Genomic DNA, 22,946 nt, shown 5'->3' on the forward strand with positions numbered 1-22,946 from the left:
GTATCTTGCCGGTAAATGTCGGCTATTAGGGTTTTGAATGTATGGCTGATACGGTTTTAAATCGCATACCGCTACCTTCCCCTGTGGCCAGAAAACACTGGGGTGGGTTGGCTTTTTTTCTTTTTGTCATCAGCTTTATTGTCTGGCTGTTCAGTGCCGCAATAGACTGGATGACCGATGCCAACCGGCTGCCATTATCGCAGCTCATTATTCAGGGGGAGCTGCATTACCTGACGCCGGATGATGTCCGAAACGGAATACTCCAGCTTGACAGTCTGGGCAGCTTCATGACGCAGGATGTGGATGATATTCAGCATACGCTGGAAGCCATGCCCTGGGTAGCCAGAGCGGCAGTTCGCAAGCAGTGGCCGGATACGGTGAAAGTGTATCTGGTTGAACAGGAGCCCGCGGCCTTTTGGGATGATGAGTTTCTGCTGAATACGTCTGGTGACGTATTTTATGCCCCGAAAGAGCAGGCCGGACAGGCGTTTGTCGCGCTATCCGGACCGGAAGACAGCAGCCGACAGGTATTGGCTGCGTTGCATGAAATGCAACCCAGATTACAGCGAGCCGGCTTTGAAATTGCTAGGCTGGTATTGAACGAACGTCGTGCCTGGCGCGTGTGGTTAACCAACGGCATCAGGCTCGAATTAGGGCGCAAGGAAAGAATGGAGCGGCTGGAACGTTTCATTACCTTGTTCCCGGAGATAGAGCAGCAGGGAAAGGCCATCGAGTACGTAGACTTGCGCTATGACACCGGGGCTGCTGTAGGCTGGACTACAGATCCAGAGTAAGCGAAACCAAATGGGACGGCATCGCCGCTTTCTGTTTGGCTTGGTAGAACTATAAGAGCGTGCGCTAATGACGAAGGCAGCAGATAAAAAACTGATAGTGGGCTTGGATATTGGTACATCCAAAGTCTGTGCTTTAGTCGGGGAAGTGTTGCCGGATGGTGAAGTAAACGTCATCGGTGAGGGTAGCAGTCCTTCTGGCGGAATGGACAAAGGCGGCGTGAACGATCTTGAGTCCGTCGTAAAATCGGTTCAGAGCGCTGTTTACAAGGCCGAACTGATGGCTGATTGCCAGATTTCCTCGGTTTTCCTGTCTTTATCAGGTAAGCATATTCGTTGCCAGACAGAAGAAGGTATGGTGCCGATTTCTGATAAAGAGGTGACACAAGACGACGTTGATAATGTTATACATACAGCGAAGTCAGTAAAAATTAGTGATGAACATAAAGTTTTGCATGTTATTCCTCAGGAATTTGCTATTGATTACCAAGAGGGGATAAAAAATCCTGTTGGTTTATCAGGGGTGCGCATGGAAGCCAGTGTTCATCTAATCACTTGCCATAACGACATGGCGCGCAACATCGTGAAAGCGGTTGAGCGCTGTGATCTGAAAGTCGATCAGCTGATATTCTCTGGTCTGGCTGCCAGTTATGCTGTTCTGACACCGGACGAGCGCGAGCTCGGCGTGTGTGTCGTGGACATCGGTGGCGGTACAATGGATATCGCGGTCTGGACCGGTGGCGCACTGCGCCATGCTGCCGTCATCCCGTATGCCGGCAATGTGGTGACCAGCGATATTGCTTATGCCTTTGGTACACCGCTCGGTGATGCGGAAGAAATCAAGGTCAAATACGGTTGTGCACTGAGTGAAATGGTCAGCAAAGATGCGAAGGTCGATGTACCGAGCGTCGGCGGACGGCCTTCACGTAGTCTGCAGAGCCAGACATTGGCGGAAGTGATCGAGCCTCGTTACAGCGAATTGCTGGGGCTGGTGAATCAGAAGCTAATCGAAGTACAAGAACAACTGCGTAATGCGGGCGTCAAGCACCAACTGGCAGCAGGTATTGTCCTGACCGGTGGTGCGGCTCAAATGGAAGGGCTGGTTGAATGTGCCGAACGGGTATTCAGCAATCAGGTCCGGGTAGGATTGCCGCTGGACGTGACTGGACTGACAGAACATGTCCAATCACCGCATTACGCGACAGCAGTCGGTCTGCTGCATTACGGAAAGGATAGTCAGACATTTGACGATAGTGATCTGGAGCCGAAACGGTCTGTCTCCAGTATTTTCACTAGAATAAGTGGTTGGCTTAAAAAAGAATTTTAAAACCTGATGCGAACAGGATGAACGGAGAGAACACATGTTTGAACCGATGATGGAAATGTCTGACGAGGCAGTAATTAAGGTCATTGGCGTTGGCGGCGGTGGCGGTAACGCTGTCGATCACATGGTACGTGAATCTATTGAAGGCGTTGAGTTCATCAGTGTAAACACTGACGCTCAGGCACTTCGTAAAAGCAGTGTCAGCACTGTAATTCAGATTGGCGGCGCGATCACTAAAGGTCTGGGTGCCGGTGCCAACCCACAGGTTGGCCGTGATTCGGCGCTGGAAGATCGTGAAGCAATCAAAGCTGAGCTGGAAGGTTCAGACATGATTTTCATCGCTGCCGGTATGGGCGGCGGTACCGGTACCGGTGCGGCCCCGATTATTGCGGAAGTCGCGAAAGAGCTGGGTATTCTGACGGTTGCCGTAGTTACCAAGCCATTCAGCTTCGAAGGTAAAAAGCGTATGGCTTTTGCCGAGCAAGGTATCGAAGAACTGTCTAAGCACGTTGACTCGCTGATCACGATTCCGAATGAGAAGCTGCTGAAAGTGCTGGGCCGTGGCATCACTCTGCTGGACGCTTTTGCGAAAGCGAACGACGTGTTGAAAAACGCGGTACAGGGTATTGCCGAGCTGATTACTCGCCCGGGCATGATCAACGTCGACTTTGCGGACGTACGTACAGTGATGTCTGAAATGGGTCATGCGATGATGGGTAGCGGCGTTGCGACCGGTGATGACCGTGCAGAAGAAGCCGCTGAAATGGCGATTTCCAGCCCACTGCTGGAAGATATCGACCTGGCGGGTGCTCGTGGCGTACTGGTTAACATCACCGCGGGTATGGACATGCGTCTGGATGAGTTTGAAACCGTTGGTAACACCGTCAAGGCATTTGCTTCTGACAACGCGACCGTGGTTATCGGTACATCACTGGATCCGGAAATGTCTGACGAGCTGCGTGTAACAGTAGTGGCAACGGGTATTGGTAAAGACACCAAGCCTGATATCACTCTGGTTACAACCAGCAAACCAGCACCAGCAGTTGCACAGGAAAAAACGGTTCAGCCTACGCCTGTGATGGAAGACACGAAGCCAGCTCCGCTGACTCAGTCTGCCCCAGCCGCTGAAGGTAACGCTCAGGCAGCAGCGAAAGCTAAACCACAAGCGGACCACGACTACCTGGACATCCCGGCGTTTTTGCGCAAGCAAGCAGACTAATTGCTTAGCTGTTGCAAATTATTTGGGAAACAGGTAACAAAGTGGTATGATGTCTGTCCTTGTCCTATTTTTGAACAAGGATAAGGGCCGACATTAGGCATTTAAACAGTTGAGAAACGCAGATGATCAGACAACGTACATTGAAAAGCATTGTCCAAACGACCGGGGTGGGTTTGCACTCTGGACGTAAAGTCACGCTGATCCTTCGTCCTGCTGCGGCAAACACCGGTGTGATTTATCGTCGTACGGACTTGAATCCACCTGTTGATTTTCCAGCGAACGCCGACTCAGTGCGCGATACAATGTTATGCACCGCTCTGGTGAACGAAGAAGGTGTGCGTATCTCGACTGTGGAACACCTGAATGCCGCATTGGCAGGTATGGGTATCGATAACGTGATTATCGAAGTGGATGCGCCGGAAATTCCGATTATGGACGGCAGTGCCAGCCCGTTTATTTACCTGCTGCAATCAGCCGGTATTGAGACGCTGAATGCGCCTAAGCGCTTCCTGCGTCTTAAGAAAACTGTTCGCGTCGAAGATGGTGACAAATGGGCCGAGCTGCGTCCATACAACGGCTTCCGCCTGGATTTCACTATCGAGTTTAACCATCCGGCGATTGATGCGGATCAGCAGCGTTTGGTTCTGGACTTCTCAAGCCAGTCATTTGTAAAAGATATCAGCCGCGCACGGACCTTTGGTTTCATGCGTGATATCGAGTATTTACAGTCACAGAACCTGTGTCTGGGTGGTAGCTTTGATAATGCCATCGTACTGGATGATTACCGTATCTTGAATGATGACGGCTTACGTTTCGACAATGAACTCGTGACTCACAAAGTACTGGACGCCATTGGTGACCTGTACATGTGCGGCCACAACATCATTGGTGAGATGGTGGCTTATAAATCAGGCCACGCGCTAAACAACAAATTGCTGCGTGCTGTTCTGGCTGACCAAGAAGCTTTTGAATGGTCGACCTTCGATAATGAACAGCAGGTGCCTGTTACTTTTGCCCAGCCGGGCATGGTACTTGCCTGATACCCAATCAGATTGAAAAACGCCGGACTCTGTCCGGCGTTTTGCTTTTCTGGCTTCGTGAATCTCGCCTCGAGAAATACTTTACTATTTTCGGCAATAGCCACTCTCAGTATTCGCTTCTTTAAGCAATAGCTACTTTAGTTAGTAGCTACTTTAAACAATAGCTACTTATGCCGTGTTATTTTGAACGATTTCGGGCTTCAGCCATAGCGGCGATACGTTCCAGCCGAGCTTTAATTTTATCAGGGGCATCTGCTGCGGTTTGACGCAGGTAACCTGCTGCCTTATCCGAGATTGGCTTGCGAACGATATCCGGGGTTTTTTCTGACGGTGCCGGAGCGACCGCAGCTAAAGCCGGATTGACCCGAATGTCAATTTGACTGAGATTCGGGAGTAGTTTTTCCCGGAGCTTCTGCATCAGCGTATTGCGCTCGTAGTTCAGGCGCATTGACCAGGCCGCTGAGGCCGTTTCAATAATCAGGACTCCCTGGCGGTAGTTACTGACTCGACAGTGTTCAGCACAGTTCAGGTGCGCCTTAACCGCTTTATCCAGCTTACTCAAGGCGATAGCACGCTGCTGAATATTCCCCATCTGGCTGTTGTCCAGCAAAGTCGCGGGTGTTTGAGGGCGGTGATCACGCATGTCTGGCAATTCCTGGCTCTGAATTAGGGGATAAGTTCTAATTTTTCGGATATGGTAAACATCGCCGGGGGATTTGCCATAGGCGACACTGTCAATATGGCTTATTATATCAGGCTTGGGAACCTAATGAATAACACGACATAACTGTCTTGTGGCTCCCAAAATGAACACCGGTGAGCGGAAAATGTGGGTATTTTACGGTTTCGACTTGAAATGGCGGAGATAGGCCACAATATCTTTCTTAACCACTATTTTCCGGTCGGCTTGTTTCGCCACTTGTGTGGTGGATTGAAACGGGACAGGGACGAAGACGTTCAGGCCATGACCTCGATTCCGTCTGGTAGTATCCCGGTGAAATATTCAGATTGAGTCATCAGCCCGACCTACTGGCTGACATAACAAAGAGAAAACGGCAACGCCATGTTATCAAAACTACTGACTAAAGTTATCGGTAGCCGTAACGACCGCACACTGCGTCGTATGCGCAAAATCGTTGACCAAATTAACAAGCTTGAACCGCAATTTGAAAGCTTACAAGACGAAGAACTGAAAGCCAAAACGGTTGAGTTCCGTGAGCGTTTGGATCAGGGCGAAAACCTGGATCAGCTGTTGCCAGAAGCGTTTGCCACGGTTCGTGAAGCGTCGAAGCGTGTGTTTGGCATGCGCCATTTCGATGTTCAGCTGATTGGCGGTATGGTACTGAATAACTGCCAGATCGCAGAAATGCGTACGGGTGAAGGTAAAACGCTGACGGCGACGTTGCCAGCTTACCTGAATGCACTGACCGGTAAAGGTGTGCATATCGTTACGGTGAACGACTACCTGGCTGCCCGTGACGCCGAAACCAACCGACCACTGTTCGAATTCCTGGGGATGACCGTTGGGGTGAACATCCCGAATATGCCTCCGCATGCGAAGAAAGAAGCGTACGCGGCAGACGTACTGTATGGTACCAACAACGAATTCGGTTTTGACTACCTGCGTGACAACATGGCTTTCCGCCCGGAAGACCGTGTACAGCGTGAGCGTTTCTTTGCGGTTGTCGATGAAGTCGACTCCATCCTGATCGATGAAGCCCGTACCCCGCTGATTATTTCTGGTCCGGCTGAAGACAGCTCGGAGCTGTACATTAAGATCAATGCCCTGATTCCTCAGTTGGTGAAGCAGGACAAAGAAGATAGCGAAGAATACCGTGGTGAAGGCCACTATACGGTTGATGAAAAATCTAAGCAGACTTACCTGACGGAGAACGGTCAGGAATTTGTTGAAGAGCTGCTTAAACAAAACGGTATGATGGACGAGGACGATACACTGTACTCGCCAGCCAACATCAGCCTGCTTCACCATGTGAATGCCGCATTGCGTGCCCATGTGTTGTTTGAGCGTGACGTCGACTACATCGTGAAAGACGGCGAAGTGATCATCGTTGATGAGCACACAGGCCGTACGATGCCGGGCCGTCGCTGGTCTGAAGGCTTGCACCAGGCTGTTGAAGCCAAAGAGGGTGTGAAAATTCAAAATGAAAACCAGACTCTGGCTTCCATCACTTTCCAGAACTACTTCCGCCTGTATGAGAAGCTGTCAGGTATGACAGGTACTGCGGATACTGAAGCCTTTGAATTCCAGACAATCTACGGTCTGGAAACCGTGGTTATCCCAACCAACAAGCCGATGGTTCGTGATGACATGGGTGATTTGGTTTACATGACTGAACGTGAAAAGTTCGCGGCGATCAGTGAAGACATCAAAGCGCGCGTCAGCAAAGGTCAGCCGGTGCTGGTGGGTACCGTCTCGATTGAAAAATCAGAAATGCTGTCAAACGCCCTGAAAAAAGAAGGGATTAAGCATCAGGTTCTGAATGCGAAATTCCATGAAATGGAAGCTGAAATTGTGGCGCAGGCGGGTAAAGCCGGTGCGGTGACAATTGCTACCAACATGGCGGGCCGTGGTACGGATATCGTGCTGGGCGGCTCCTGGCAGAGCGAAGTGGCGAAGCTGGATAACCCGACAGAAGAACAAATTGCCGGCGTGAAGGCCCAGTGGAAAGAAGCCCACGATGCGGTACTGGCAGCCGGTGGCCTGCACATTATTGGTACAGAACGTCACGAATCCCGCCGTATTGATAACCAGCTGCGCGGCCGTTCAGGTCGTCAGGGTGACCCGGGTTCCTCGCGTTTCTACCTGTCGATGGAAGATGGCCTGATGCGTATCTTCGCGTCTGAGCGTGTTTCCGGGATGATGAAGAAACTGGGCATGGAAGAAGGCGAGGCCATTGAGCACCCATGGGTGACGAAGGCGATCGAAAACGCCCAGCGTAAAGTAGAAAGCCGTAACTTCGACATCCGTAAACAGCTGCTGGAATTCGATGATGTGGCTAATGATCAGCGTAAAGTCGTGTACGAGCTGCGTGACGAGCTGATGAATGCCGAAGACATCAGCGATATGATCGAGCAGAACCGTGAGGATGTGCTGCAGGCTGTGATTGACGAGTTTATCCCGCCTCAGTCTCTGGAAGAAATGTGGAATATTGCGGGCCTGGAAGAGCGCCTGAAGAACGATTTCGATCTTGAACTGCCGATTCAGGAGTGGCTGGACAGCGAAGAGAAGCTGTACGAAGAAGCGCTGCGTGAACGTATTGTCGAGAAAGCGGTGGAAGTTTACCGTCACAAAGAAGAAGTGGTTGGCGCGCCTGTGCTGCGTAACTTCGAGAAGACGGTCATGCTACAAAATCTGGACATGCTGTGGAAAGAGCACCTGGCTGCCATGGATCACCTGCGTCAGGGTATCCACCTGCGTGGTTATGCACAGAAAAACCCGAAACAGGAATACAAGCGTGAATCGTTTGAGCTGTTTGAGGGCATGCTGGAAAGCCTGAAGTCTGATGTGATTGCCATCCTGAGTAAGGTTCGCGTCCAGCAGCAGGAAGAAGTCGAGCGAATGGAAGCGGAGCGTCGTCGTCAGGCCGAAGAACTGGCCCGCCGTCAGCAGTTCCAGCATCAGGAAGCCGAAAACCAGGTGGCGGACGAGAGCCATGAAGATGGTGTTCCACACCGTGCTGAGCGTAAGGTAGGTCGTAATGAACCTTGTCCTTGCGGTTCAGGTAAGAAATACAAACAGTGTCACGGTAAAATCAGCTAACAACTGACCGTGTTATAGAATAAAAGGCCGCCAACGCGGCCTTTTGTTTATGCGCACAATGAGGCAAGATAACACAGAGACGCAGCATTACCGTTTGATGATAGGGTGAAGAGTGGATAAAAAACGCGTGTGGATCTCTGCGGGGATCATTCTAAATGACAGTAAAGATTCGGTCTTTATAACCCGACGTCCTGCCAAGGCGCACAAAGGCGGCTTCTGGGAGTTTGCCGGCGGCAAAGTCGAGCAGGGCGAAACGGCAGAGCAGGCGGTGATTCGTGAATTGCATGAAGAAGTCGGCATTGAAGCGACGGCCCTGGAGCATTTCATGGCTCTTGAGCATGACTATCCGGAAAAGGCGTTGAAATTTGATTTCTTTCTGGTGACGGCGTTTGAAGGGGAAGCCTTTGGTAAAGAAGGTCAGCCCGGGGAATGGGTCGCTCTCTCAAACTTGCGTGACTATACCTTTCCGGAAGCCAATGAGGTGGTTCTGGACAAACTGATGGGTCTGTAGTGCTGCTGGTTATAAGCGCATGACAGAGCCTATGCTCGGTGTTCTGTGGATTGAGATACGATAAGACCCGGCGAGATGCCGGGCCTTATGCTGTCAGTATCCCATGTCTTCTGACCAGCCATCAGAATCGGACATGTCCGGAGCGCCGGGAATGGATTTTTCCTCGTCCGCCCACTCACCCAAATCAATCAGTTGGCAGCGCTTGGAGCAAAAAGGTCGGAATGGGCTTTGCTCTCCCCATACCACGTCGGTGCGACAAGTCGGGCACTTGACCACGGTGAGATCAGATTGGGTGGATTTGGCTTGTGTCATGGTGAACCTCAGCATATCGCCAGTTTAAACTCGAGCAATTCCGCGATGCCGGTTCCTTCCTCAAAAGGTAGGAAGCGAACAGCAAAGCGGCTGCGATGGCCCGATATCATAGGGTATACCCCATGGCTTGAGCAAATATCAATCCTCAGCATGTTAGCCGCTTCGGCGTCATGCTGGAAGAAGCCGCCCCGAGCGACCTGCGGGCGGAATTGCCCTGACTCCCTGATCAGCTTTAGCCACAAGTGCAGCGCCACGCTCAGTTCGCTGATGTGATTGAGCCAGTTTTGCATATTGCTTTGTTTGTGCGCCAGCGGCAGGTGCAGCCAGTGATGCAGTGTCGGCAAGTCAAAGCTGCAGCTCCCGCCGGGAATTGACAGGCGCTGTTTAATACTACTCAAGAAGCGATCTTCACGCAGCTCCTGCCCCAGCCGGGTGGCTGTCAGCAGTTGATGGTGAGCAAGATCCAGCTTATCTAGCAGCTCCAGCAGTGCGTTTTGGTCCACTCCGTCAATGTTCAGCCACTGCTTGAGTTTACCGCGTTGTTTTTCTAGATCTTTGGCCAGCTCTGATTTCAGCTGTATTTGATCCAGGATTTCCAGCATATCAAACAGGGCACGAAAAAAGATCTGATGTTGCCAGGGGTCAGTAAGCTGGCTGGCATGCGTCATCTGGCGGATCAGGTATTCCAGCCGCAGGTAGATCCGGACTTTCTCGCTGAGAGGGTGTTCATAGCGAATCATTTGCATATCGACTTACCCAAAAATGTTCGGTTAATTTGATGCCGCCGGAGACTGGCTTAATGTCAGGTAATAGGCGTGCAGTTCCGCCACTTTTTGTTTCAGGCTCTCTGCGTCACCGTTATTGGAAATCACATCATCGGCAGCGGCCAGACGCTGCTCCCGGGTTGCCTGTGAAGCCAAGATTTTACGGACCTGCTCTGCTGCAACATTGTCGCGTTGCTGTGTACGTTGGACCTGTACCGATTCATCCACATCCACCACCAACAGACGATCGGTCATGGTTTGCAGGTTATTTTCCACCATCAGGGGGATGACCAACAAGCAGTAGGCGGATGTCGTCTTTTCAATGTCGGCTTTCATCTTTTCCCGAATCATCGGGTGCAGCAGATCGTTGAGCCATTGTTTGAGCGAGTGGTCATTGAAGATGGCCTCTCGCAGCTTACTGCGGTTGAGAGAACCATCTGTCAGTAAGATGTCAGATCCCAGTTTGTCAGCGATAGCCTGAAGGCCGGGCGTTCCCGGTTCCACGACTTCCCGGGCAATAACATCAGCATCAATAATATCAATATGGTAGGCGGCAAACAGATTGGCAACGGTTGTTTTACCGCTGCCGATGCCGCCAGTCAGGCCAATCACCATGGTCATAGCATTACATTCCCAGATATGAAGTCAGGTACCAGTTGAGCAGTGGCTCACCCCACAAGATGGCTATCCAGCCGGCAATCGCCAGATAGGGGCCAAATGAAAACGGTGTTTGGCTGTCGGAACGCTGCACCCGCATCAGAATGATGCCGCAGATTGCCCCAACCAAAGAAGAAAGCAGCACGACAAAAGGCAGCAGTTGCCAGCCAAGCCAGGCTCCCAGTGCGGCGAGAAGTTTAAAATCCCCGTAGCCCATTCCTTCTTTGCCGGTCAGCAGCTTAAACGTCCAGTACAGGCTCCACAGCGACAGGTAGCCCGCCATGGCACCGATGACGGCATCGGTCAGGCTGACTGGCGAAAAGCCAAGCAGCGCCATCAGCAAGCCAGCCCACATCAACGGCAGCGTAATTTGATCCGGTAGCAGCATTTTGTCAATGTCGATAAACGTCAGGACAATCAATGCAAAGCTGAAAAAGATAACGGCAAGCGCCCATTCAGAGTGCGGTAGCGTCAGCGCCACTGTCGTAGCAATGGCGGCAGTAAACAGCTCGACCAGCGGGTAACGGATGCTGATTTTTGCCTGGCAATTCTTGCAGCGCCCCTTTAGCAGCAGCCAGCTGACAACCGGGATATTTTCCCACATGCTGATGGGATGCTGGCAATGTGGACAGCGCGAGCGGGGAATGCTGAGGTTGAATGGGCCGGTTTCTTGAACAGAACCAAATTCCGGAAAACACTCGGCGCAGTCGGCTTTCCACTGCCGCTCCATCATGATAGGTAGGCGATAAATGACGACATTCAGGAAACTGCCGACAAGCAGTCCAAAAACAGCCGCAAAAACAGGAAAAAGCCAGGGATAGAGGATCAGCAGTTCCATGAAAACATTCTCATATCAGTCAATGGGATTATTGTAGGGGATTCGCAGTTCGGATCATAGCGGTCGCTGGAGGAGTGAGTCACAATGGTGCTCGCGTGCCGCGAAACCCGTACAGCGCAAAGTGATGTCACTAAAAGCTAAGCAAAGGCAAATGGGGCAAAGGTTATGAAGCAGAAGCAATAGCTTGTGGCAGAAAGCAGGGAAAGCTGATTTGGCCATGGCTTCCCTCCCTCTTTCTGTTGTTTATAACAAACCCACAGTTATCTAATCCACAGTTACCCAATCACACTCATCAGTTTGAATATCGGCATATACATGGCAACGAGTAATCCGCCAACAACCGTTCCCAGGAAAATAATGATCAGGGGCTCAATAATTTTTCCCAGGTTGTCGACGGTATTATCGACATCATCTTCATAAAACATCGCCATTTTATTGAGCATATCGTCCAGAGAGCCGGACTCCTCGCCAATCATCGTCATTTGCAGCATGAGTTCTGGAAATACATCGCTCTGGCGTAACGCAATATGCAAAGGCATGCCAGATGCTGTGCTGCCGTGGGCCTCCATCGCGGCTTTTTCGATATACAGGTTACCGGCAGTTTTTGCCGCGGACTGTAACCCGCTGAGCAATGGGATACCTGCACTGAAAGTGGTTGCCAGGGTGCGGGCAAACCTTGCGACTGTGGCTTTCAGTAATACCTCGCCAATCACCGGAATCTTAAGCATAGAGCGGTGCCAGCGATAGCGCAGAGGGGCAGAACGCTGGTAGCTGTAACGTAACGTGATAAATCCCAGCAACAACAGGATGGCCAGGTATTTCCCGGAATCAACCAACCAGTCAGAAGCCGAAATGACCTGACGGGTAAACCACGGCAACTCTGCACCAAAGCTATTGAAAATACTGGCGAACTGCGGAATGACAAACAGCAGCATCATGACCGTTACGCCGACGGCTGTCAGCGTGACGATGGATGGATAGATCATGGCTTTGATCACTTTTTTCCGCATGGCTTCATTTTTTTCCCGATAGGTCGCGATCCGGTCAAATACCTGGCCCAAATGACCGGTTTGTTCGCCGGTACTGACAAGGTCGCAATAGAAGGTATCAAACAGTGGGGAGCTGTTGCGCATCGCCCGGGCGAGAGAGGAGCCAGACTCGACCTGGACGGATACCTGGGTCAGTGTGGCGCGTGCTTCTGCTTTGTGATGGCTGTCGGCCATGAGTTTGAGCGCCTGGACGACGGGAACGCCGGCGTTAATCATGGTCGCCAGTTGACGGGTAATGGTCGTAACATCGGTTGGCTTCAGCTGATTTTTTAGTTTACTGAACGTAGACGGGTTACGGTGGCGAATTTTTTTTACCTGGATCATCTGCTCTGTGAGCTTGGCCCTGACTTCCTGCTCCTGGAAACCAAGGATCACCCCGGAGAGCTTTTTGCCTGACGGGTTAACCCCCCGCCAGTGGTAGTAACGGATTTTTCCGGCTTGCGCCATGGTAAGGTCCCTCAGATGGTTCAATCGGTCTGACGCAATCAGGCCCGCGGTGGTCTTAACTAAAGTGCAGTACGCGTTGTAACTCTTTTAAACTGGTGATGCCTTCGCATAGCTTCTCTATACCTGACTGTTGCAGGGTTTTCATGCTTTGCCGACAGGCAATGCCTTCCAGCTCCAGTGTATTGGCACCTGCCATTAAGGCTTCGGCGAGCTCTCGTGAAAAGGGCATGACCTCGTAGATACCGACCCGTCCCAGATAGCCTTTGTTACACTCATCACACCCTGTTGGGCTGGCTTTGAAAATGGTGGCATTGTCGGGAATCGCGAGGGTATCTCTGATAAAACGATCCGGGTCATCAGGCTGCTTGCAATGTCCGCAAAGACGGCGGGCCAGCCGCTGAGCAATAATTAGGCTCAATGACGATGCTAGGTTGAAGTTCTCGATCCCCATATTGGTCAGTCGGGTAATGGTTTCTGCCGCTGAGTTGGTGTGCAGTGTCGACAACACCAGGTGGCCAGTCTGAGCTGCTTTCACGGCAATAGAGCCGGTTTCCAGATCCCTGATTTCCCCGACCATGACGACATCCGGATCTTGGCGCAAGAATGAGCGCAGTGCTTCGGCAAACCCAAGCCCGACGGTGGGGCGTATCTGTACCTGATTTATGCCCGGCAGGTTGATTTCCACCGGGTCTTCGGCGGTGGAGATATTGCGTTCCTCGGTGTTCAGGATTTTGAGGCCGGTGTACAGGGAGACTGTTTTGCCACTGCCAGTCGGTCCGGTCATCAGAATCATGCCCTGAGGGCGCTGAAGGGCACTCAGGTATGCGGCTTTTTGGGGCTCGGTATAACCCAAAATATCGATATCCAGATTGGCACTGGAGCTGTCAAGAATCCGCAGCACCACCTTTTCACCCCACAGGGTAGGCAGTGTGGAAACCCGCAAATCCACGGCCACATTTTCGGACAATTTGAGCTTGATCCGGCCATCCTGAGGCTGGCGCCGCTCGGCAATATTGAGCCTGGACATGACCTTCAGCCGGGTGGATAAGCGACGGGACAAATTGGCCGGTGGGGAGGCGTGCAGATGCAAAATTCCGTCACAGCGAAAACGGATCCGATAGCTCTCTTCATAGGGTTCAAAATGGATATCGGAAGCGCTTTTACGCAGGGCGTCCAGTAGCACCTGGTTGATATAGCGGGTTACCGGGGCGTTATCACTGGTGAGATCTGTGGCGTCGTCAGCCAGTTCGGTGTCGGTCAGATCCACCAGCTCCATTAGATCTGCATCACTGACACTGCGCTGTGTTTTGTTGGAGCCGGCCCCTTTAATGTCACTGCCGTATACCCGGCGGATCGCCGCTTCCAGCTGCTTATGATCCAGCAATAGCGGCTCAATGTTTTTGCCGGTGGCAAAGCGAAATTCATCCAGCACATCAATACGGGTCGGATCGCTCAGGCCAATAAAAATACTGGTGTCCGTGTTGTACAGCGGCAGCACTTTGTGGCGTAACACCAGATCCCGCAGGTTCAGGCTTTTGCAACATTCCGCGTAATCGTACTGATGGACATCAACCAGCGGCAGGGCGAACAGCTGTTCCAGTTGCCGGGCCAGCTCGGCGCTGCCGATGATGCCAAGTTGCAACAGAACAGAGGGCACCGAGGCGCCCTCTGACTGAACCTGATCCACCACTTGTTGTTGCTCCACCAGACTGAGAAGATCTGCTTGGTGAAGAATGGAGGCGAGGTTTGTTTGCATTTTCTTGTCTACGGTTTCTTAGCTGCTGGGCAGCTATCTGTTTCAATGTCTGCATTGTTAACTTCACAACCCCAGCCTGTAGCTGAACGGGTAAATGTTATCTTCGTTGTATTTGGGAGTGAAGAATTGCCTGAAAAAGTAAAATCAAGTGAATTGTCTGAAGGAATAGAAATATCGCCTAGGCTATTTGATTTTGCGGAGATTCCAAGTGCCGTAAAAATATTTGCTTGTTCTGATTTTAGGTAGTCACCATTTTCCTGGTACCAAAGTTCTGATGGCGTGATAAGTGATTTTAATGTTGCAAGAGCTGAAGCACCTTCACTTCGTTTAACATAGTCTTGATAAGCAGGTACTGCTATTGCTGATAATACACCGATAATCGCCACCACAATCATCAGTTCAATCAGCGTAAAGCCGTTTTGTTTTTTCATTTCTGTTTCCTTTCAAAATAAAGAGATGCAAATAAGCCCAAATAATTGGTGGAGCGAGGATATGCCGATTGCGCAACGTGCTGAATTGGCTACAAATGATTGCTCGGCCCAGTCGAAAAAAAATTCAGGAGACTTGCATGGTTTTCAGTGGCTTTGCGAGTGAGTAGACGTAATGTCATTGGGGATTTTGTCAGTGAGGGATAGGGGATCGGCTCAGCGGCATTTTTATCCGGAAATACAGGACTTGGGCTTTGCCTGGTTAACAAGGTAAAACCGGGTGGGAGAGGTGAGAAAATGGTATGTGGAATAGAGGGTGCACAAAAGCGCAGGGAAAGGGTGTATTGGTGTGGATATGGTCACGGGCTGCTTATCTGAACAAGCTGGTCAAACAAGTTATTCACACAGGTAAAGCAAAAAAGGCAGCGGATGCTGCCTTTTTGTATGAACAGATTATGAAGAGTTACGCTGTATTATTTGAAACGCATTGACAAATCCAGTGCCTTCAGGTGCTTGGTCAGTGCGCCGACCGAGATATAGTCCACGCCGGTTTCAGCGTATTCCCGGATGGTGTCGAGCGTGATATTACCGGAGTTTTCCAGTGCTGCCCGGCCGGCGTTGAGCTTGACAGCGTCACGCATCATGTCAGTGGTAAAATTGTCGAGCATGATGATGTCTGCACCGGCATCAATAGCTTGTTGCAGCTCATCCAGGCTTTCGGTTTCCACTTCAACCGGTTTACCGGGAGCCAACTGCTTGGCGGTTTCTATCGCCTGACGAATCCCGCCACAGGCGATGATGTGGTTTTCTTTGATCAGGTAGGCATCAAACACCCCGATGCGGTGGTTGAAGCCGCCGCCGCAGGTCACGGCGTATTTCAGGGCGCTGCGCAGGCCCGGAATGGTCTTGCGGGTATCCAACAGGCGGCATCCGGTGCCTTCAAGTTGCTTGGCATACGCTGCCACTGTGGTCGCACAGCCTGACAACGTCTGAATAAAATTCATGGCGTTGCGTTCACCGGTGAGCAGAATGCGCGATGGTCCGTGCAGGGTGCAAAGCGTCTGATTTGGCTCTACCTTATCGCCGTCCTGGACATGCCAGGTAATGTCCACTTCGCCACCCAGTTGTTTAAATACCTCGTCCGCCCACAGTTGGCCGCAGAAAATACCGTGTTCACGGGTAATGATAGTGGCTTCGCCCTGGCTATCGACCGGGATCAGATTGGCGGTGATGTCGCGGCTCGGATCAACCTCGCCACCGAGATCTTCTCTGAGGGTATCGGCGACCATGCGGGTAATTTCGGCCGGAAGCTGTTGCTTGAGGTAGTTCAGGCGCGACGCGCTGTCGTGCATCTTTTCCATTTGAGTCATTACACGTCCATACAAGTGAGCATATATTGGGCAAACGAAAGCACGGTTCTGGGCGGCTTTCGGGGCCGTCTGGGCTTGCCGACGGTCATATAAGGATCATACCTTGGCTTTTCCGGAGATCCTAGGAGGGAGATCGGAGTTCTGGTGTTCGCTTTGTAGCTAAGCCAATTTGGGCAGTAAAAAAATGCTTCATCTCTATATAAAGAAGAACAAGAAGAATAAGCCAGGTGCTTGACCTTACGGCAGTTCACGCTACCCTTGCGACATTATGGTAAACCGGGATCGCACAGATGCTCACGATTAACGCACAACACTGGCTGGAAGGTGTCCGGCATGTTCCTTCTCCCTTTCATGATCCGCGTCCGGATCCGGCAGATATTTCGCTGCTGGTGGTGCACAACATCAGTTTGCCGCCGGGGCAGTTTGGTGGTCCGTACATTGAGCAATTGTTTACAGGGACGTTAAATCCGACAGATCATCCCTATTTTGAAGCAATTTCAGGCATTCGTGTTTCGGCCCACTGTTTAATTCGGCGTAACGGCGATATCATCCAGTTCGTTCCCTTCGACAGCAGGGCCTGGCATGCCGGAGTATCCCAGTTTGCCGGACGCGATAAGTGCAATGACTACTCGATTGGTATTGAGTTGGAAGGAACCGACAATCTGCCTTATACCCAGGTTCAGTACGACGTTCTGGCCGAGTTAACACGGGTTTTATTAAACCGCTATCCGCGATTGGACAGCCAGCGCATCACCGGGCATGAGTTTATTGCTCCGGGACGGAAAACCGATCCGGGGCTGGCGTTTGACTGGTTGGCTTATCGACAAAAGCTGCAAGCCGACATTGAATCGTGAAATGGATGTGAAGTGGCGAGATTGTGACCGATCAAATTGGTCAGACCATTGATTTTTTTCTTGCCGCTCCTTGCCCACAAGTCAGTTGACGACTATTTTTCATCTTGTTTTAACAAGTTTTCATATCTTGAAATTTTTGTTAAATCCCCCTTCGTTCTATGATTTCCATCAAGTTGTCGGTGGACATCTTCAATTATTTCTGTAAACTTTGCTGCTATCGTTAAATTGGTAATACCAATTGTCCGAACACAGACTGTCCAGAAGCGCGATAAGTACTCAGAAGAAATAATAAAAAAATGACTTATAAACGAATTCGCCAGCCCAAACTGTCTGATGCGATCGAGCAAGAGCTTGAGCATCTGATCCTCGAGGGCATTCTGTCTCCGGGACAGCAGCTCCCCCCTGAGCGTGAGCTGGCTAAGCAATTCGATGTTTCTCGCCCGTCTGTTCGTGAAGCTATTCAGCGTCTTGAAGCCAAACATTTACTGACGCGTCGCCAGGGCGGCGGCACATTTGTAACGGAAAAACTGTGGCAGAGCTTTTCCGAGCCGTTGTTGGATCTCTTGTCCGCCCATCCTGAAACCCAGCTAGACTTGCTGGAGTCTCGCCACGCCCTTGAAGGCCTGGCTGCTTACTATGCAGCCCTGCGAGGCACCGAAGAAGATTTTACCCGTATCCGTGACTGCCACGGTCGGATACAGGACGCTCAGCAGCAAGGTGATTTACCGGCAGAAGCTGCCGCTGTTATGCAGTACCTGATTGCGGTCACCGAGTCCGCACACAACGTGGTTCTGCTTCATATCATCCGTAGCCTTGCCCCATTGCTAGAGCAAAACGTATTACAAAACTTTGAGCTCCTGAACCGTCGCCCTGAGGTGGTGGAAAAGGTGCGAAATCATCGAGCCAACATTGTCCAAGCGATTGTTTCTGGCGAGCCGGAGCAGGCCCGAGAAGCATCGCATGCACACCTGGCTTATATCGAGGAAACCTTGTTGGATTTATCGCGTGAAGATAGCAGACGTGAACGCTCTCTTCGTCGTATTCAACAACGCAAGGATGGGCTGGATTAGTACCCCTCATATAAGCCTGGGGCGCTAGTGAACAGTCGCGACATTGTTAGTTTTGTAGATTATCAACGAAAGGATAGATCGCATGTCTGAAGTCATGAAAAATGACGTGGACGCACTAGAAACTCAAGAGTGGCTTGAAGCTCTTGAATCAGTCGTTCGTGAAGAAGGTGTAGAACGTGCCCAGTACCTGCTTGAGCAAGTAATGGAAAAAGCGCGTCTTGATGGCGTAGATATGCCAACTGGCATCACTACTAACTACATCAACACCATCCCTGCCGCACAGGAACCAGCATATCCTGGTGACACGACTCTTGAGCGTCGTATCCGTGCTATTATCCGCTGGAACGCAGTAATGATCGTACTGCGCGCGTCTAAGAAAGACCTAGACCTGGGTGGCCACATGGCATCATTCCAGTCTGCGGCAGCGTTCTACGAGACCGGTTTCAACCACTTCTTCCGTGCGCCAAATGCGAAGGACGGCGGTGACCTGGTTTACTACCAAGGCCACATCTCTCCGGGTATCTATGCACGTGCCTTCGTTGAAGGTCGTCTGACTGAAGACCAACTGGACAACTTCCGTCAGGAAGTCGACGGTAAAGGTATTCCTTCATACCCTCACCCTAAACTGATGCCTGAATTCTGGCAGTTCCCGACCGTATCTATGGGTCTGGGTCCAATCTCTGCTATCTACCAAGCTCGCTTCCTGAAGTACCTGGATGGCCGTGGCATGAAAGATACGTCTGAGCAGCGCGTGTACGCGTTCCTGGGTGACGGTGAGATGGATGAGCCAGAATCACGTGGTGCGATTTCTTTCGCTGCGCGTGAGAAACTGGACAACCTGTGCTTCCTGATCAACTGTAACCTGCAGCGTCTGGACGGCCCGGTAATGGGTAACGGCAAGATCATCCAAGAGCTGGAAGGCCTGTTCAAAGGTGCTGGCTGGAACGTTGTTAAAGTTATCTGGGGTAACAACTGGGATTCTCTGCTGGCGAAAGATACCACTGGTAAACTGCTGCAGCTGATGAACGAAACCATCGACGGTGACTACCAGACGTTCAAGTCGAAAGACGGCGCTTACGTTCGTGAGCACTTCTTCGGTAAGTACCCAGAAACTGCTGCTCTGGTTGCAGACATGACTGATGACGAGATCTTCGCGCTGAAGCGTGGTGGTCACGAAACATCTAAGATCTTCGCTGCGTACCAGAATGCGAAAGAAACCAAAGGCAAGCCAACTGTAATCCTGGCCAAGACCGTTAAAGGTTACGGCATGGGTGACGCTGCCGAAGGTAAGAACATTGCGCACCAGGTTAAGAAGATGGACATGACTCATGTTCTGCACCTGCGTGATCGCCTGGGTCTGCAAGACCTGATCTCTGATGAAGATGTGAAAGCTCTGCCGTACCTGAAGCTTGAAGAAGGTTCAAAAGAGTACGAATACCTGCACGCACGTCGTCAGGCTCTGCACGGCTACACGCCACAACGTCTGCCTAACTTCACTCAAGAATTCATCGTTCCTGAGCTGGAAGAATTCAAACCTCTGCTGGAAGAGCAGAAGCGTGAAATTTCTTCAACTATGGCTTACGTTCGTGCACTGAACATCCTGCTGAAGAACAAGAACATTGGTAAGAACATTGTTCCTATCATTGCTGACGAAGCGCGTACTTTCGGTATGGAAGGTCTGTTCCGTCAAATCGGTATCTACAACCCACACGGCCAGACGTACACGCCTGAAGACCGTGGCGTTGTGTCTTACTACAAAGAAGACACTGCTGGTCAGGTACTGCAGGAAGGTATCAACGAACTGGGTGCGATGTCATCTTGGGTTGCAGCTGCGACTTCATACTCGACAAACGACCTGCCGATGATTCCGTTCTACATCTACTACTCTATGTTCGGCTTCCAGCGTGTTGGCGATATGGCGTGGATGGCGGGCGACCAGCAAGCACGTGGTTTCCTACTGGGTGCAACAGCCGGTCGTACTACGCTGAACGGTGAAGGTCTGCAGCACGAAGACGGTCACTCGCACATCATGGCGGGCACGGTTCCTAACTGTATCTCTTACGACCCAACATTTGCTTACGAAGTTGCGGTAATCATGCAAGACGGTATCCGTCGCATGTACGGCGAACAAGAGAACGTGTTCTACTACCTGACGCTGATGAACGAGAACTACGAGATGCCAGCAATGCCAGAAGGCGCTGAAGAAGGCATCCGTAAGGGTATCTACAAGCTTGAGTCTTACGCGGGCGACAAGTCTAAAGTTCAGCTGATGAGCTCTGGTACGATCATGAACGAAGTACGTAAAGCTGCTCAGATCCTGAGCGAAGAATACGGCATCGCTTCTGACGTTTACTCAGTAACCTCGTTCAACGAACTGACTCGTGACGGTCAGGATGCAGAGCGTTTCAACATGCTGCACCCAGAAGCAGAGCAGAAAGTACCTTACATCCAAACTGTAATGGGTACTGAGCCTGCAATCGCTGCGACTGACTACATGAAGAACTACGCTGACCAAGTTCGCGCATTCATCCCAGCTGAATCTTACAAGGTTCTGGGTACAGACGGTTTCGGTCGTTCTGACAGCCGTGCGAACCTGCGTCGTCACTTCGAAGTTAACGCTGGCTACGTAGTTGTTGCTGCACTGACTGAACTGGCTAAGCGTGGTGATGTTGAGAAATCTGTGATTGTTGAAGCAATCAAGAAATTCGACATCGACGCTGACAAGATCAACCCGCTATACGCGTAAGAGGCATAGAAACAATGGCAATCGAAATTAATGTACCTGACATCGGTGCGGATGAGGTTGAAGTAACTGAAATCCTTGTAAGCGTTGGCGACAAGGTTGAAGAAGAGCAGTCTCTGATCACTGTAGAAGGCGATAAAGCTTCTATGGAAGTGCCAGCTTCTCAGGCGGGTATCGTTAAAGAAATCAAAGTTGCAGAAGGCGACAAGGTTTCTACCGGTTCTCTAATCATGATTTTCGAAGCCGAGGGTGCAGCAGCTGCTGCACCTGCTCCTGCGGCAGAGGCAGCTCCAGCAGCTGCACCTGCTCCAGCAGCAGCGGCTCCTGCTACTTCTGAACTGAAAGAAGTTCACGTACCGGATATCGGTGGCGACGAAGTAGAAGTGACTGAAATCATGGTTGCTATCGGTGACAGCATCGAAGAAGAGCAGTCACTGATCACTGTGGAAGGCGACAAAGCGTCTATGGAAGTACCAGCACCTTTCGCTGGCGTTCTGAAAGACATCAAAGTAGCGGCTGGTGACAAAGTGTCTACTGGCTCTCTGATCATGGTCTTCGAAGTAGCAGGTTCAGGTGCTCCGGCAGCGGCTCCTGCAGCAGTTGAAGCTCCATCAGCAGCGCCTGCGGCGGCAGCTGACAAAGAAGTTAACATTCCAGATATCGGTGGCGACGAAGTAGAAGTGACTGAAATCATGGTTGCAGTTGGCGACATGGTGGAAGAAGAGCAATCTCTGATCACTGTGGAAGGCGACAAAGCTTCTATGGAAGTTCCTGCTCCATTCGCAGGTAAAGTAAAAGAAATCAAGATCGCAGCGGGTGACAAAGTGTCTACCGGCTCTCTGATCATGGTCTTCGAAGTAGCGGGCGCAGCGCCTGCGCCAGTTGCAGCAGCGCCGGCGGCAGCAGCACCTGCTCCGGCAGCGGCGCCAGCGGCAGCGCAAGCAGCGGCTCCGGCAGCGAGTGATTTCGTTGAGAACAACGAATATTCACACGCTTCTCCGGTTGTTCGTCGTCTGGCTCGTGAATTCGGCGTTAACCTGGCGAAGGTGAAAGGTACTGGTCGTAAGAACCGTATCCTGAAAGAAGACGTACAGAACTTCGTGAAAGATGCGCTGAAACGTCTTGAGTCTGGTGCTGCGGCATCTGGCAAAGGCGACGGTGCAGGTCTGGGTCTGCTGCCTTGGCCGAAAGTTGACTTCAGCAAGTTCGGTGAAACTGAAGTTAAACCACTGTCTCGCATTAAGAAGATCTCTGGTGCGAACCTGGCGCGTAACTGGGTAATGATCCCTCACGTGACTCAGTGGGATAACGCAGACATCACTGAGCTGGAAGCATTCCGTAAAGAGCAGAATGCTATCGAAGCGAAGAATGACTCTGGCATGAAGATCACTCCACTTGTGTTCATCATGAAAGCAGCTGCTAAAGCACTGGAAGCGTTCCCGTCGTTCAACTCTTCTCTGTCTGAAGACGGTGAGAGCCTGATTCTGAAGAAATACGTGAACATCGGTATCGCAGTAGACACGCCAAACGGCCTGGTTGTTCCTGTCTTCAAAGACGTGAACAAGAAAGGTATCTACGAGCTGTCTGAAGAGCTGATGGTTGTGTCTAAGAAAGCACGTGCCGGCAAACTGACTGCTGCTGACATGCAGGGCGGCTGTTTCACCATCTCTAGCCTGGGTGGCCTGGGTGGTACTGCGTTTACTCCAATCGTAAACGCGCCAGAAGTAGCAATCCTGGGTGTATCTAAGTCTGAAATGAAGCCTGTGTGGAATGGTAAAGACTTCACTCCACGCCTGCAGCTGCCACTGTCTCTGTCATACGACCACCGTGTGATCGATGGTGCTGAAGGTGCACGCTTCATCACTTACCTGAACGGTTGTCTGTCTGACATTCGCCGTCTGGTGCTTTAAGGTATCCAATCGCAACGTCCATGCCTGCAACAGCAGGCATGGATTCTGTTGTGTAGCTCACAGGCTCCGGGAATTTACTTTT

The 22,946-nt window shown here is 51.2% G+C and carries 19 protein-coding genes; 10 read left to right on the forward strand and 9 right to left on the reverse strand.

The annotated features are described in order from the left end of the window. The first annotated feature begins 41 nt into the window (after positions 1-41). The 4 genes from FH974_RS01860 (at position 42) to lpxC (ending at position 4,374) form a co-directional block, all read left to right on the forward strand. Entirely contained in the window at positions 42-794 is a 753-nt protein-coding gene (locus tag FH974_RS01860; protein WP_047886953.1) for a cell division protein FtsQ/DivIB, read from the forward strand. 67 nt (positions 795-861) lie between these two features. Beyond that, on the forward strand, positions 862-2,118 hold the full coding sequence (gene ftsA / locus FH974_RS01865) for a cell division protein FtsA (RefSeq protein ID WP_047886952.1): 1,257 nt from the start codon (positions 862-864) through the stop codon (positions 2,116-2,118). Positions 2,119-2,152: 34 nt separating this feature from the next. Next, a complete protein-coding gene (gene ftsZ / locus FH974_RS01870) occupies positions 2,153-3,334 on the forward strand; it encodes a cell division protein FtsZ (RefSeq protein WP_047886951.1) in 1,182 nt (393 codons plus the stop codon). 122 nt (positions 3,335-3,456) lie between these two features. Continuing rightward, on the forward strand, positions 3,457-4,374 hold the full coding sequence (lpxC, locus tag FH974_RS01875; RefSeq protein ID WP_047886950.1) for a UDP-3-O-acyl-N-acetylglucosamine deacetylase: 918 nt from the start codon (positions 3,457-3,459) through the stop codon (positions 4,372-4,374). Between the two features lie 178 nt (positions 4,375-4,552). On the opposite strand, the gene FH974_RS01880 is transcribed toward lpxC, so the two are convergent. Beyond that, the gene (locus FH974_RS01880; protein ID WP_047886949.1) at positions 4,553-5,017 is read right to left on the reverse strand and encodes a DUF721 domain-containing protein; all 465 of its coding nucleotides are present in this window, start codon (positions 5,015-5,017) and stop codon (positions 4,553-4,555) included. A gap of 420 nt (positions 5,018-5,437) precedes the next feature. Here FH974_RS01880 and secA point away from each other — a divergent pair, with 420 nt between their 5' ends. Next, positions 5,438-8,155, forward strand: coding sequence for a preprotein translocase subunit SecA (secA, locus tag FH974_RS01885; protein ID WP_047886948.1), 2,718 nt, complete (start codon positions 5,438-5,440; stop codon positions 8,153-8,155). A gap of 112 nt (positions 8,156-8,267) precedes the next feature. Continuing rightward, entirely contained in the window at positions 8,268-8,666 is a 399-nt protein-coding gene (mutT, locus tag FH974_RS01890) for an 8-oxo-dGTP diphosphatase MutT (RefSeq protein WP_047886947.1), read from the forward strand. Positions 8,667-8,759: 93 nt separating this feature from the next. Here the strand turns inward: mutT and yacG are convergent, their stop codons facing one another. From yacG to nadC, 8 genes are all read right to left on the reverse strand, one after another. Next, positions 8,760-8,978, reverse strand: a complete 219-nt coding sequence (yacG, locus tag FH974_RS01895) for a DNA gyrase inhibitor YacG (RefSeq protein ID WP_047887028.1) — start codon at positions 8,976-8,978, stop codon at positions 8,760-8,762. Positions 8,979-8,986: 8 nt separating this feature from the next. Next, on the reverse strand, positions 8,987-9,724 hold the full coding sequence (zapD, locus tag FH974_RS01900; protein WP_047886946.1) for a cell division protein ZapD: 738 nt from the start codon (positions 9,722-9,724) through the stop codon (positions 8,987-8,989). Positions 9,725-9,748: 24 nt separating this feature from the next. After that, the gene (coaE, locus tag FH974_RS01905) at positions 9,749-10,363 is read right to left on the reverse strand and encodes a dephospho-CoA kinase (protein WP_047886945.1); all 615 of its coding nucleotides are present in this window, start codon (positions 10,361-10,363) and stop codon (positions 9,749-9,751) included. A 4-nt stretch (positions 10,364-10,367) separates the two neighbouring features. After that, on the reverse strand, positions 10,368-11,237 hold the full coding sequence (locus tag FH974_RS01910; protein WP_047886944.1) for a prepilin peptidase: 870 nt from the start codon (positions 11,235-11,237) through the stop codon (positions 10,368-10,370). A gap of 275 nt (positions 11,238-11,512) precedes the next feature. Next, positions 11,513-12,733: a type II secretion system F family protein gene (locus tag FH974_RS01915; protein WP_047886943.1), complete on the reverse strand. Its 1,221-nt coding sequence runs from the start codon at positions 12,731-12,733 to the stop codon at positions 11,513-11,515. Positions 12,734-12,788: 55 nt separating this feature from the next. After that, positions 12,789-14,489 carry a type IV-A pilus assembly ATPase PilB gene (pilB, locus tag FH974_RS01920; protein WP_047886942.1) on the reverse strand — a complete coding sequence of 567 codons (1,701 nt, stop codon included), beginning with the start codon at positions 14,487-14,489 and terminating at the stop codon, positions 12,789-12,791. A gap of 8 nt (positions 14,490-14,497) precedes the next feature. Next, positions 14,498-14,920 (reverse strand): pilin, encoded by a 423-nt coding sequence (locus tag FH974_RS01925; RefSeq protein WP_047886941.1) that lies wholly within the window; start codon positions 14,918-14,920, stop codon positions 14,498-14,500. A gap of 470 nt (positions 14,921-15,390) precedes the next feature. Next, a complete protein-coding gene (gene nadC, locus FH974_RS01930; protein WP_047887027.1) occupies positions 15,391-16,278 on the reverse strand; it encodes a carboxylating nicotinate-nucleotide diphosphorylase in 888 nt (295 codons plus the stop codon). 299 nt (positions 16,279-16,577) lie between these two features. On the opposite strand from nadC, the gene ampD reads away from it, so the two are divergent. The 4 genes from ampD (at position 16,578) to aceF (ending at position 22,864) form a co-directional block, all read left to right on the forward strand. After that, positions 16,578-17,141 (forward strand): 1,6-anhydro-N-acetylmuramyl-L-alanine amidase AmpD, encoded by a 564-nt coding sequence (ampD, locus tag FH974_RS01935; protein WP_047886939.1) that lies wholly within the window; start codon positions 16,578-16,580, stop codon positions 17,139-17,141. Between the two features lie 296 nt (positions 17,142-17,437). Continuing rightward, positions 17,438-18,211, forward strand: coding sequence for a pyruvate dehydrogenase complex transcriptional repressor PdhR (gene pdhR, locus FH974_RS01940; RefSeq protein WP_047886938.1), 774 nt, complete (start codon positions 17,438-17,440; stop codon positions 18,209-18,211). A gap of 82 nt (positions 18,212-18,293) precedes the next feature. Further along, entirely contained in the window at positions 18,294-20,957 is a 2,664-nt protein-coding gene (gene aceE, locus FH974_RS01945; protein ID WP_047886937.1) for a pyruvate dehydrogenase (acetyl-transferring), homodimeric type, read from the forward strand. A 14-nt stretch (positions 20,958-20,971) separates the two neighbouring features. Beyond that, positions 20,972-22,864: a pyruvate dehydrogenase complex dihydrolipoyllysine-residue acetyltransferase gene (gene aceF, locus FH974_RS01950; protein WP_207103457.1), complete on the forward strand. Its 1,893-nt coding sequence runs from the start codon at positions 20,972-20,974 to the stop codon at positions 22,862-22,864. Positions 22,865-22,946: the final 82 nt, after the last annotated feature.

Origin of the sequence: Photobacterium ganghwense (genome assembly GCF_017329545.1) — a bacterium.
Lineage (GTDB): Bacteria > Pseudomonadota > Gammaproteobacteria > Enterobacterales > Vibrionaceae > Photobacterium > Photobacterium ganghwense.